Source organism: Mesorhizobium sp. P2_E9 (assembly GCF_056403815.1).
In genome coordinates, this window is sequence record NZ_JBFUET010000010.1 from 132,949 (window position 1) to 145,051 (window position 12,103).

General features: G+C 63.8%; 12 protein-coding genes. 1 reads left to right on the plus strand and 11 read right to left on the minus strand.

Annotation, left to right across the window (positions count from 1 at the left end; all coding sequences use genetic code 11):
- Position 1: 1 nt before the first annotated feature.
- The 7 genes from AC1D05_RS19715 to cyoA are packed head-to-tail and all read right to left on the minus strand — an operon-like array spanning position 2 to position 6,882.
- A complete protein-coding gene (locus AC1D05_RS19715) occupies positions 2 to 538 on the minus strand; it encodes a response regulator transcription factor (RefSeq protein ID WP_477443139.1) in 537 nt (178 codons plus the stop codon).
- On the minus strand, positions 528 to 1,877 hold the full coding sequence (locus AC1D05_RS19720; protein ID WP_477443141.1) for an ATP-binding protein: 1,350 nt from the start codon (positions 1,875 to 1,877) through the stop codon (positions 528 to 530). The genes AC1D05_RS19715 and AC1D05_RS19720 overlap by 11 nt, the downstream gene beginning before the upstream one ends.
- Positions 1,874 to 2,686, minus strand: a complete 813-nt coding sequence (locus AC1D05_RS19725; protein ID WP_477443142.1) for an SURF1 family protein — start codon at positions 2,684 to 2,686, stop codon at positions 1,874 to 1,876. The genes AC1D05_RS19720 and AC1D05_RS19725 overlap by 4 nt, the downstream gene beginning before the upstream one ends.
- Entirely contained in the window at positions 2,683 to 3,060 is a 378-nt protein-coding gene (gene cyoD, locus AC1D05_RS19730) for a cytochrome o ubiquinol oxidase subunit IV (RefSeq protein ID WP_477443144.1), read from the minus strand. Before cyoD ends, AC1D05_RS19725 begins: the two co-directional genes overlap by 4 nt.
- Positions 3,057 to 3,683 carry a cytochrome o ubiquinol oxidase subunit III gene (cyoC, locus tag AC1D05_RS19735; RefSeq protein ID WP_477443146.1) on the minus strand — a complete coding sequence of 209 codons (627 nt, stop codon included), beginning with the start codon at positions 3,681 to 3,683 and terminating at the stop codon, positions 3,057 to 3,059. Before cyoC ends, cyoD begins: the two co-directional genes overlap by 4 nt.
- Before the next feature lie 9 nt (positions 3,684 to 3,692).
- Positions 3,693 to 5,690, minus strand: a complete 1,998-nt coding sequence (gene cyoB, locus AC1D05_RS19740; protein ID WP_477443147.1) for a cytochrome o ubiquinol oxidase subunit I — start codon at positions 5,688 to 5,690, stop codon at positions 3,693 to 3,695.
- Positions 5,691 to 5,700: 10 nt separating this feature from the next.
- The gene (gene cyoA, locus AC1D05_RS19745) at positions 5,701 to 6,882 is read right to left on the minus strand and encodes a ubiquinol oxidase subunit II (protein ID WP_477443149.1); all 1,182 of its coding nucleotides are present in this window, start codon (positions 6,880 to 6,882) and stop codon (positions 5,701 to 5,703) included.
- Positions 6,883 to 7,081: 199 nt separating this feature from the next.
- Here cyoA and AC1D05_RS19750 point away from each other — a divergent pair, with 199 nt between their 5' ends.
- Positions 7,082 to 8,398, plus strand: coding sequence for an MFS transporter (locus AC1D05_RS19750; protein ID WP_477443151.1), 1,317 nt, complete (start codon positions 7,082 to 7,084; stop codon positions 8,396 to 8,398).
- A gap of 16 nt (positions 8,399 to 8,414) precedes the next feature.
- Here AC1D05_RS19750 and AC1D05_RS19755 read toward each other — a convergent pair whose 3' ends face one another.
- The 4 genes from AC1D05_RS19755 to AC1D05_RS19770 form a co-directional block, all read right to left on the minus strand.
- Positions 8,415 to 9,434, minus strand: coding sequence for an NADP-dependent oxidoreductase (locus AC1D05_RS19755; RefSeq protein WP_477443153.1), 1,020 nt, complete (start codon positions 9,432 to 9,434; stop codon positions 8,415 to 8,417).
- A 68-nt stretch (positions 9,435 to 9,502) separates the two neighbouring features.
- Complete coding sequence (locus AC1D05_RS19760) at positions 9,503 to 10,684, minus strand: hypothetical protein (protein WP_477443155.1); 1,182 nt, start codon at positions 10,682 to 10,684, stop codon at positions 9,503 to 9,505.
- 51 nt (positions 10,685 to 10,735) lie between these two features.
- Positions 10,736 to 11,746: a succinylglutamate desuccinylase/aspartoacylase family protein gene (locus tag AC1D05_RS19765; protein ID WP_477443157.1), complete on the minus strand. Its 1,011-nt coding sequence runs from the start codon at positions 11,744 to 11,746 to the stop codon at positions 10,736 to 10,738.
- A 3-nt stretch (positions 11,747 to 11,749) separates the two neighbouring features.
- Complete coding sequence (locus AC1D05_RS19770; RefSeq protein WP_095198060.1) at positions 11,750 to 12,094, minus strand: RidA family protein; 345 nt, start codon at positions 12,092 to 12,094, stop codon at positions 11,750 to 11,752.
- Positions 12,095 to 12,103: the final 9 nt, after the last annotated feature.

Below are 12,103 nucleotides of genomic sequence, written 5' to 3' on the forward strand. Positions count from 1 at the left end.
GCTATCTCACCACGCGTTTCTCGAGCTTGCGGGCCAAAGTGCGCCGGTGCAGGCCAAGCCGGCGCGCCGTTTCGGAGATATTGAAGCCGGTCTCGACGAGCGTCTCGTGGATGCGCTCCCATTCGAGGTTCTTGATCGAGGTGGGACGATTGCTGACGGAAACTGAAACATCGCCCTCGGCCCGACCAAAGGCGGCTTCGATGTCATCGGTGTTGGCGGGCTTCGCCAGGTAATGGCATGCGCCAAGCTTGATCGCCTCGACCGCCGTCGCGATGCTGGCAAAGCCGGTCAGCACGACGATCCTCATCGACGCATCGCGGGCGCTCAAGAGCTTGACGCATTCCAGCCCGGAGCCGCCGGCGCCAAGCTTGAGATCGACGACGGCGTATGCCGGAACCGCTGTTTCGAGCGCGCGAGCCAACTCTTCCCTGCCGGGACAGACGACGACGTCGTAGTCGCGTTTTTCGAAGGAGCGTTTCAGCGTCTTCGCGAAGGTGGCGTCGTCCTCGACGATAAACAGGGATCGATCAGGCCTCATGATCATCTCCATCGGTCAGCGCCGCCAGCGGCAGCGAGAGCGTAACACAGGCCCCCTGCTCCATGTTACGCGCCGAAAAGTCGCCTCCCAGCTTTCGAACCACGTTCACCACGAGGAAAAGGCCAAGGCCACCGCCCGGCCGCCCCTTGCTCGACATATAGGGCTGGCCGAGCGCGGCCAGAATAGTCTCGTCAAAACCAGGCCCGCGGTCGCGCACGGCAATCACCAGTTTCTCGCCTTGCCGCTCGGCAGTGACGCCGACCCAATCGGGCGATGCTTCCTGGGCGTTGTCGAACACGTTGAAGATGACCTGCTTCAGCGCCGTGTCGGAGACGATCTGCTCGTCGGGTTCGAAATCGTTACTGTACTCCAGATTGAGCGGCTGGCGGCTGCCGCGCCACTCCTGGACAAGATCGTCGATGAAATGGCGGATGCTGGTGCGGATCGTGCCTTCGCCCCGCGCCTGCCCCGAAGACATGAGGATGCCCGACACGATGCTTTTGCAGCGCTCGATCTGCGCCTGCATTTCGGCCACGTCCCCGGCCAGCTCGCGATTGCGGGTGACGCTGCGCGTCTGGCGCCAATCGGAGAGGATGACGGAGATGGTCGAAAGCGGCGTGCCCAGTTCATGCGCGGCACCCGAGGCCAACAGGCCCATGCGCACGATGTGGTCCTCCTCGGCCGAGTGCTGGCGCAGATCGGCGAGATAGGCGTCGCGCTCGCGCAGATTGCGGTTGATGCGCGTCATGAAAATCACGATCAGGCCCGCCGCCAGCACGAAGCAGATGAACATGCCCCTGATATGCAAGGCCAACAGGTCGCTGCCGCCATGATGCGGGATGGCGATCGGCTGGAACTGAAAGGTGAGGAAAACGAAGCAGGCGGAAGCGGCCGCCACCAGGCTCCAGGTGGACCAGGGTGTCAGCAGCGGGGCGCCAAGCGTGATCTGTAGGAGGTAGAGCGACACGAACGGGTTCGAGGCACCGCCGCTCAGGTAAAGCTGGGTCGTCAGCGCCGCCATGTCGAAGATGAGCGCGACGAAGAGCTGAACGTTGCTGATCGGGCGCTGGCCGCGCGAAGCGAGCAGACTGAAGATGTTCAGACCGACCAGGAAAACCACCACGCCGGCCATCTCCGCCAGCGGCAGCGGGATGTCGAACCAGTATTCCGTCGCCAGAATGGTGAGCACCTGACCGGCCACTGCCAGCCAACGCAGCTGGATGAGCAGGAGCAGGTTTTTCCTGTTCGCCGCGTCGGGATCCGAGACCGTGCCGCCGTTGCCCGCAAGGGATACCGCGAAGGATTTGTCGTTGCGAAGCGTTTGCGTCGGGGCGCTCATCTTGGCGGTCCTCGCCGCCAGCGGCGGCCGATGATCGGCGCGGCCAGGGCAGCAGTGAGCATCGCAGCGAGCGTGAACCAGGTCAAAGCATAGACGAGGTGGCTGTTGCGGAAAGCCACGACGGTCAGGCCGCCGCGCGGCCAGCCGCCGGATGCCTCCGCATCGACGAAATAGGGGGCGACATCCGTCAGGCCGCGCGTGGTGGCGATTGCCGCGACGTCCCGCGAATACCAGCGATTGCCCGGGGCATCGTTGTTGCGCAGGAAGCCGCCGCCGGGTTCGCTCATACGCAACAGCCCATCGATGACGGTCGACGAAGCGAAGCCGCCGCTCTCTTGTTCGAACTCGGCCTTACGCTCCTGGGGAACGAAGCCGCGGTTGACCAGCACAACGAAGCCACGGTCGGTTCGCATTGGCGTCAGCACCCAATAGCCGCCGCCAAGCTCCGTCACCGCCTGCACCAGCGTGTTCTCGCCATCCAGAAATCGACCGGCCAATCGCACATGGGTGTACTCGTAGCCGGCTGAGGTCATGCCGTTCCAGTTCACTGGGCCGGGCGCATCGGCAACCGGAGCGTGGATGCGCTGGTCGACGCGGGCGATCAGGTCGAGTTTCCAGACGCGCCTTTCCAGCTGCCAGATGCCGAGCCCGAGAAACACCAGCACACCGAGGAGCCCGAGCAGTGCGAGGAAACGCCGCGACGCGGGCGATCTGCCGGCGTCCTTTCGTGGCTCAGCACGCAAGCTGATGCCAGCCTGCCCGATCCGCGCCTCGACAGTGGTCCCCTCCGCGCCCGGCGCCGGGCTCATGGCATCTCGCGCATGTCGTGCAGTCTCGGCATCATGTTGGCGTTGAGATGGTACATCACCCAGAGCGAACCGGTCAGCACGATGACGACCAGGATCAGTGTGAAGATCAGGGCGAGCATCGACCATCCGCCCTCCGAGGCGGTGTTCATATGCAGGAAGAATACCATGTGGACGACGATCTGGACCACGGCAAAGGCCATGATGACGATGGCCGTGGCCTGCTTGTTGTCGATGATGCCGCTCATGACCAGCCAGAACGGGATGGCGGTCAGAATCGCCGACAGGACGAAGCCGATCAGATAGCCCCGGAACGATCCGTGCGGGGCTCCGCCATGCGCATGGCTGTGATCGGCAGCGTGATCATGAGCGCTCATCGCAACATCCCCATCAGATAGACGAAGGTGAAGACGCCGATCCAGACGACGTCGAGGAAATGCCAGAACATGCTGAGGCACATCAGCCGGCGGCGGTTGGGCTCGGTGAGGCCGAACCTTGCGACCTGCGTCATCAGCGTCACCAGCCAGACGATGCCGAAGGTGACATGCAGGCCATGCGTGCCGACCAGGGTGAAGAAGGACGACAGGAAAGCGCTGCGCTGCGGTGTCGCGCCTTCATGGATCATGTGCGAAAATTCGTAGAGTTCAATCGACAGGAAGGCGAGGCCGAACAGGCCGGTCACGGCAAGCCAGGTTTGGGTCGCTGCGACGCGGCCCTTGTCCATGGTCAGCATGGCAAAGCCGTAGGTGATCGAGGAGAAGAGCAGCATGGCGGTGTTGACCGCCACCAGATCGAGGTCGAACAGGTCCTTCGGAGCCGGCCCCGCCGCGTAGTTGCCGCCCAGCACGCCATAGGCCGCGAACAGCATGGCGAAGATCAGGCAGTCGCTCATCAGATAGAGCCAGAAGCCAAGCATGGTGCTGCTGCCTTCGGCATGCGCATGCTCTTCTTCCAGGTGAAACACCGGTTCAGTGCCGGCCGTGGTTGCTATCGAAGCCATGCTGAAACCCTAGCCCTGGGCGGCGAGGAGCGTCGTCCTCGCCTCCTCCGTCTGCGTGACCTCGGCAGCCGGAATGTGGAAGTCTCTGATATAGTTGAAGGTGTGGCCGATCGCGGTGGCGATGAGGCAGACGAAGCTCAGCGCCGCCAGCCACCAGATGTACCAGATCAGGCCGAAGCCGAGCGCCACGCTGAAGGCGGCCAGGATGACGCCTGTGCCGGTGTTGCTTGGCATGTGGATCGGCTTGAAGCCGAAGAGCGGCCTGACGTAGCCGGCCTTCTTCATGTCCCACCAGGCGTCGTTGTCGCGCACGACGGGCGTGAAGGCGAAGTTGTAGGCGGGCGGCGGCGAGGACGTCGACCATTCGAGCGTGCGGCCATCCCACGGATCGCCGGTCGGATCGGTCAGAGCCTCGCGCCTGCGGATGGAGACGAATATCTGGATCAGGAAGGCGGCGATGCCGAAGGCGATCAGCACCGCGCCGAAGGCGGCGATGATGAACCATATCTGCAGTGAAGGGTCGTCGAAGACGCGCATGCGGCGCGTCACGCCCATCAGGCCGAGGACATAGAGCGGCATGAAGGCGAACCAGAAGCCGACCACCCAGCACCAGAACGACACCTTGCCCCAGAACGGATCGAGCTTGAATCCGAAGGCCTTGGGCCACCAGTAGGCGATGCCGGCGAACAGGCCGAACAGCACGCCGCCGATGATGACGTTGTGGAAATGCGCGATCAGGAACAGGCTGTTGTGCAGCACGAAGTCCGCAGGCGGCACGGCAAGCAGCACGCCGGTCATGCCGCCGACGGTGAAGGTGAGCATGAAGGCCATCGTCCACATCATCGGCAGTTCGAAGCGGATGCGGCCGCGATACATTGTGAACAGCCAGTTGAAGATCTTCGCTCCGGTCGGGATCGAGATGATCATCGTGGTGATGCCGAAGAAGGAATTGACGCTGGCGCCGGAGCCCATGGTGAAGAAGTGGTGCAGCCAGACGAGGTAGGACAGGATGGTGATGACCACCGTGGCGTAGACCATCGAGGTGTAGCCGAACAGGCGCTTGCCGGAGAAGGTCGAGGTGACTTCGGAAAAGACGCCGAACAGCGGCAGGATGAGGATGTAGACTTCCGGGTGACCCCATATCCAGATGAGGTTCACATACATCATCGGGTTGCCGCCGAAGTCGTTGGTGAAGAAGTTGGTGCCGACATAGCGGTCGAGCGCCAGCAGCGAGAGCACCGCCGTCAGCACCGGGAAGGACGCCACGATCAGCACGTTGGTGCAGAGCGACGTCCAGGTGAAGACAGGCATGCGCATCATCGTCATGCCGGGCGCGCGCATCTTGATGATCGTGCAGATCAGGTTGATGCCGGACAGCGTTGTGCCAACGCCCGCCACCTGCAGCGCCCAGATGTAATAGTCGACGCCGACGTCGGGACTGTAGCCGATGCCGGAGAGCGGCGGATAGGCGAGCCAACCGGTGCGGGCGAATTCACCGACGAACAGCGACGCCATGACCAGGATGGCGCCGCCGACCGTCATCCAGAAGCTGAAATTGTTGAGGAAGGGGAAGGAGACGTCGCGCGCGCCGATCTGCAGCGGCACGACGAAGTTCATCAGCCCGGTGACGAAGGGCATCGCCACGAAGAAGATCATGATCACGCCGTGCGCCGTGAAGATCTGGTCATAGTGATGCGAATTCAGGTAGCCCTCGGAACCGTTGAAGGCGATGGCCTGCTGCAGGCGCATCATGATGGCGTCGGAGAAGCCGCGCAGCAGCATGACCAGGCCGAGCACCATGTACATGATGCCGATCTTCTTGTGGTCGACGCTGGTGAACCACTCGCGCCAGAGATAGGTCCACAGCTTGAAATAGGTGATCACGCCGAGAAGGGCGATGCCGCCGAGCGCCACCGCGGCGAAGGTGGCCACGACGATCGGCTCATGCAGAGGCAGTGAGTCCCAGGTGAGACGGCCGAAAATGAATTTGGTCAGCGTATCGGGCATCGGCTGTCTCTCACAATTCGCGCCGCAGCAGGCCGAGCGACGGCGTATCCGCCTCGGCGCGACGGCTCTCGGTCCCGGGCCTCAGCAGCCCCGCCCCGCGCAGCGGGGAAAGATTCCTGGCCGGCCAATCCGTCGGCGTGGCATCGCTGGCCGCGCGCGCCGCCGCAGCCGCCTCCTCCGCCGTGCAGATGCTGGCGACATAGGACGGTTCGTTGCCGAACACCGCGCCGCGGCGGGCGAGCTTGTCGTATTGCAACGGCAGCGTGTTGCGCACACCCGCCAGACCGAGGCCGCCCTTGGCGTCGATCGACATCATCTCGTTCATGCACATCTTGCCGCGCTCGACGCACAGATTGAGGATGGCTCCATAGAGGTCGGGATCGACGGAGGCATAGTGGCGGACCGGCTCGTTCTCGCTCGGCTTTTCAAGGTCGAGATAGGTCTCGCGGCTGAGCGTCGCCGATGCGGTCCTGGTCTGCGCCACCCACTGGTCGAAGGCCTGCTCGGACAGGCCGTGGAAAGCGAAGCGCATGCCGGAAAAACCGGCGCCGCTGTAATTGGCCGAAAAGCCGCTATAGGTGCCCGGCCGATTGATGACGGCGTGCAGCTTCGTCTCCATCGCCGGCATCGCATAGATCTGCCCGGCAAGGGCTGGAATGTAGAAGGAATTCATCACCGCCGAGGAGGTGATGCGGAAATCGATCGGCTGGTTGACCGGCGCCGCCAGTTCGTTGACGGAGGCGATGCCATAGTCCGGATAGATGAAGAGCCATTTCCAGTCGAGCGCCACGACTTCGACCCGCAGCGGCTTATGCAGCTCTGTGACCGGCTGGCCGGGCTCGATGCGGTCGATCCGGCGGTAGGGGTCGAGCAGGTGTGTGCCGAGCCAGGTCAAGGCGCCAAGGCATATGATGATCAGCAGAGGCGCTGCCCAGATCACCAGTTCGAGTTTCGTCGAATGATCCCAGTCCGGCGCATAGGTCGCCGAGGCGTTGGATTGCCGGTAGCGCCAGGCGAAAAAGACAGTCAGCGCCATGACCGGCACGATGATGATCAGCATCAGCAAAGTCGAGACCACGAGCAGGTCGCGCTGCTGGGCCGCGACATCGCCGGCGGGCGCGAGCACGACCAGATCGCAGCCGCTCAACAGCCCGGCCAGGGGAAACAGAAGCAAGGCTCCAAATCGTTTCATCAAACGCTGCCCTCGATGGACCGCGGCAACCTTCATGTTGCAGTGCGGTATCGATCAAGGGCTACTGCTCGCGGCGGCGCGGCAACATTGGACAATTTGTCCAATGCCCAGCCGGCATGGCTTTGGCGCAGTGTGCAGTGCACAATGGAATCCCTAGAATTGGATTCCGGACACTTCATTCGCGGTGGCGACGGATAAAATGGCTCAGACTGCCGAAACGAACAGCGAGCTGATCGGCTCGCATCATGGCCAGGTCAGCGCGGGCGATATAGCGGTCGGCGTGATCGTTGGGAGGACGTCGGAATTCTTCGACTTCTTCGTCTACGCGATCGCGTCCGTCATCGTGTTCCCCAAGCTCATATTTCCGACGCACGATCCGCTCGCCGGAACGCTGTATTCCTTCTCGATCTTCGCGCTCGCCTTCGTCGCGCGCCCGTTCGGCTCCGTGCTGTTCATGGCCATCGATCGCGCCTATGGCCGCGGCGCGAAACTGACCATCGCGCTGTTCCTGCTCGGCACGTCGACCGTCGCCATCGCGTTTCTGCCGGCCTATGGCGACATCGGTGCGGTTGCGATCTGGCTGTTGGCGCTTGCCCGCATCGGACAGGGGCTGGCGCTCGGCGGCACATGGGACGGACTGCCTTCGCTGCTGGCGCTGAACGCGCCTGAGAATCGGCGCGGCTTCTATGCCATGATCCCGCAGCTGGGCGCGCCGATCGGCCTCATCGTGGCCAGTGCGCTCTTCGCCTTCTTCGTCGCCAATCTGTCGGCCGACGACTTCCTCGCCTGGGGTTGGCGCTATCCCTTCTTCGTCGCCTTCGCCATCAATGTCGTGGCGCTGTTCGCCAGGCTGCGCATTGTCGTCACGCCCGAATTCTCGAAACTGTACGAGAGCGGTGACCTGCAGCCGACGCGCATAAGGGACACGATAAGGGCCGAGGGCCAAAACGTTGTCGTCGGTGCCTTCGCGCCGTTGGCGAGTTTTGCCTTGTTCCATATGGTGACGGTGTTTCCGCTGTCCTGGGTGTTCCTGTTCACCAATGAGGGGCCGGCACGCTTCCTGGCAATCGAGGCGGTGAGCGCGCTGTTCGGCATTGCGGCCATCGTCGCATCGGGCCCGCTGGCCGATCGCGTCGGACGCCGCGCGCTGCTCGGCGGTTCGGCGATCGCCATCGCCACGTTCAGCGGCTTTGCCCCGCAGCTTCTGGATGGCGGAACCGTCGGCGAAGCGCTGTTCATGGTGCTGGGCTTCATCCTGCTGGGGCTGAGCTTCGGGCAATCGTCGGGCGTCGTCGCCTCGAGCTTTTCCCGGCAGCATCGCTATACCGGCTCGGCGATCACCTCGGATCTGGCCTGGATGTTCGGTGCCGGCTTCGCGCCGCTGGCTGCACTGCTGCTGGCCGGCAATTTCGGCCTCATCGCCGCCGGCGCCTATCTGCTGTCGGGTGCTGCATGCACATTGCTTGCCCTGTGGATCGACGGGCGCCGTCCGGCGGCGGACCGCCAACCCGACTGACTTTCGCCCAACACAATTATAGCGCGACCCGCACGATGAGCTTGCCGAAGTTCTTGCCGTCGAGAAGGCCAAGGAAAGCCTCTGGCGCATTCTCCAGGCCATCCACGATATCTTCCCTGTAGCGGACCTGCCCGGACGCGATCCATCCGGCCATTTGGCGATAGAAGGCCGGACGCTGGTCGACAAATTCGCGCTGGATGAAACCCCTGATCGTCAGGCTGCGGTGGAGCACCTGCTGCATCAGCGTCGGCAGCCGGTCGGTGCCGGAAGCGGCGATGGTGTTGTATTGCGCGATCAAGCCGCAGACCGGCACACGCGCGAACTCGTTCAGCAGGGGAAACACCGCATCCCAGACAGGACCGCCGACATTTTCGAAATAGACGTCGATGCCATCAGGACAGGCCGCCTTCAACTGCTCGGCGAAATTCTCGGCCCGGTGATCGACGACCGCATCGAAGCCGAGCTCGTGGCGCACGAAGGCGCATTTGTCGGCACCGCCGGCGACGCCAACGGCGCGTGCGCCATTGATGCGCGCGATCTGGCCGACGGCCGAGCCGACCGCGCCGCTGGCCGCCGCAACGACTACAGTCTCGCCAGCCTTTGGCTGACCGATCGTGAGCAGGCCCGCATAGGCGGTGAAGCCCGGCATGCCGAGCACGCCAAGCGCGGTCGTAATTGGCGCCGCCGCGGGATCGAGCTTGCGCAGCCCGACACCGTCCGACAGGGCAAAACCGTGCCATCCCGAGTGGGACAGCACGATATCGCCTTCAGCGAAATCGGCATGACGGGATCTGACGACGCGCGCGACGGTGCCGCCTTCCATCACGCCGTCGATCTCGACCGGCTTGGCATAGGATCTGGCGGCGTTCATGCGGCCGCGCATATAGGGATCCAGTGACAGATAGAGGATCTGCAGCAGCAGCTCGCCCTCGCCCGGCTCGGCGATCGCCACGGACTCGATGCGGAAATCGCTCGGCTTCGGCCGGCCTTGCGGCCGTGCCGCCAGCACGATGCGGGTGTTCGTCTCAGTCGACATTGGGTGCTCCTTCGAACAACGTTCTACTCGAAGAACCGATTGGATAGCGAGAAGCATCGGCGATCGGCTCAAGGTCGCCGGGCAGCACCGATCCAGTCGAGCCGCGCGGCGGGAATGAGGCCGTAATTGTAGAAATTGATGCCATCGACATCGGACGCCAGCGCTGGCTTCACCTTGGCCGCAAGGATGTCGGGGCCTGCCATTTCCGGGTAGAACAGCCGATAGCCGGTGCCGAGGAATTTTTCCGCGCCAAGTGCTGCCCGACCCGCCGCCATCAAGCTCGCGACATCGGCGGGCTGCATGTCGTAGGCGCACAGGATCGCCCCGTCGCAGACATTGCCGAGCGCGGCCAGATCGCAGCCGCCGAGCCAACCCTCCTTGAGATCGATGATGACGACGGCCGTCCTGGGGTCAGCAACTTCGCGCAATTCCGCGACCAGGCTGGTCACCGGCTCGAACCGCCAGGTGAGATAGGCGTGAAGTTCCGGCCAGGGCCGGAATGTCTCGAGGCCGCTAGCCGGAAAATCCGGAAACCGCCGTTGCGGCACAGCGCGCTCGCAGGTCTCGGTGATCCATTGCCTGACCAGTTTGCGCGCGGGCTCGCCATCTATTCCCGCGCCGGCGGCACGGGCCAGACAGGACGGGCAGAAGCACAGGGACAGCAGAAAATCGTCTTCCGGCGTCAGCCCGACACCGTCCTTCTCGTGATGATATTCGTGGGCGAAGCCCATGAAGGACGGGCTCTCGAGCTCGATCCGGTCCGGCCTGTAGCTGTGCGAGATGTCGGCGACCAGCGCACGGACATAGGCGCGCGCATCCGGATGCGATGGACAGAGATTGTAGTAGTTGGCATCGCCGAAGGCGTTGTGGGTGACGGCCTGGGGATGCAGCATGCCGAGGCGGGTGTTGTGCAGGCAGACGGTCCAACAGGAAACGCCGAGCCCGCCGGCATCGCGTCTGCGAACCAGATCGCCAAGCACGTCGCCGCCTTCGGTGATTACGTCCGCCACCTTCGGCTGAATGGCAAGGCCGTCCCAGCGCGACGGCGTCGGCTGGAAATAGATCGTGCCGTCCTCGGGAAAGTAGGCCTTGCGGCGCGGGCTGCGCGGCTGCAGGAAGCGGCCGGCATGATACGAGGTCGCGAGGCTGATCATGCTGAGCCCGGCACGCTCGACAAGATCGCGCTCGACCGTCTCCAGGCCCAGGTCTTGAACGTCCCAGGGGTAGGTCCACATGGACAGCTGTTGCATGGACTATCCTCAATCCCGAATGGCGGCACATGGCCGGAAATGGCTTCGTTGTCAGCCGTCGACCGGCTCGGCGACCTGCATGAGGCAGTCACCCGCCTCACACATCGTGTGCAGCCGGCGCGACAGCACGATGCCGGCTTCGGCGAAATGCAGGGCTTCCTCGGTGAGTTCAAGCCGTTCGAGGTCGTGATACCAGCCGGCCAACTGCCCTGAAGTCACGCTGTCGCCCAGCCTGACTGCAGGTTCGAACCAGCCTCGGCGTGTGGCGTAGATGCCCTGACTGTGCCGCGACAGCGAAAGCAGCCGCGTCGGCGCCGAAGGCTTTTCGTCCGCGCCCAGAACCGGCGCGTCGATCACACCCAGCGCCATCATCAGACCGTCGAGCGCACGAGCCGTGATCGCCATCGTATCGACCGTGGCGGTGCCGCCGCCGCCAAATTCGCCGCTGACGCCGATGGCGCCGGCACGCCGTGCCGCGCCCATGGAGGTCGGCGAAGCCTCACCATTGTCGGCGACGAAGCCGTACGGCATGCCGAGCGTGCGCATCAGTTCCACCCCGCGACTATGGCGGCCGGGATCGGTGTTGCGCTCGACAAGGGCGGTCGGCAAATGTTCCATCGAGGTGCCGCCCGAATGGATGTCGAAGACGACGTCATGGCGCGGGAAGAGTTCGCTCTCCAGGAAATGCGCCAGCCGGCTTGTCGGCGTGCCAGACGGGTCGCCAGGAAACGCCCGGTTGAGATTGCCGCCGTCGAGCGGCGAGCAGCGTTTGGCGGCCATTACCGCCGGCACGTTGGCCATCGGCAGGATGGTGACGCGGCCTTTGATCTGCGTCAGATCGAGCCGGCGTATCAGCCTGGCCAGCGACAGCTCGCCCTCATATTCGTCACCGTGATTGCCGGCCATCAGAAGCAGCGACGGGCCGTCGCCGTTGCGGATGAGGCAGATCGGAACCTTGACCTGGTAATAGGGCGAGCGGTCGATCGAGAACGGAATGCTGAGATGGCCCGATATCTTACCATCGCGGTCGAAGTCGAGCGTGTGGGCGAGGCCGGTATGCATGGTTCAGACCGCCGCCACCGCGGTGACTTCGATGCGCAGGTCAGGATCGGCAAGACGTGCTTCGACGCAAGCGCGTGCAGGCAGGCGCTCGGGATCGACCCAGGCATCGTAGATGCTGTTCATGGCATCGAAATCGCCGATCTGCGGCAGGAAGATATTGACGGCCACCAGCTTCGACTTGCTGGTGCCGGCCTCGGCGAGAAGCGCGTCGATCTTGGCCAGCACGTCGCTGGTCTGGGCTTCGATGCCGGCCTTGCGGTTGTCGGGCACCTGCCCGGCTATGTGCACGAGGCCGCCATAGACGACCGCCTGCGACATGCGCGAGCCGGACTGGAAATACTTGATCATATCGCATCC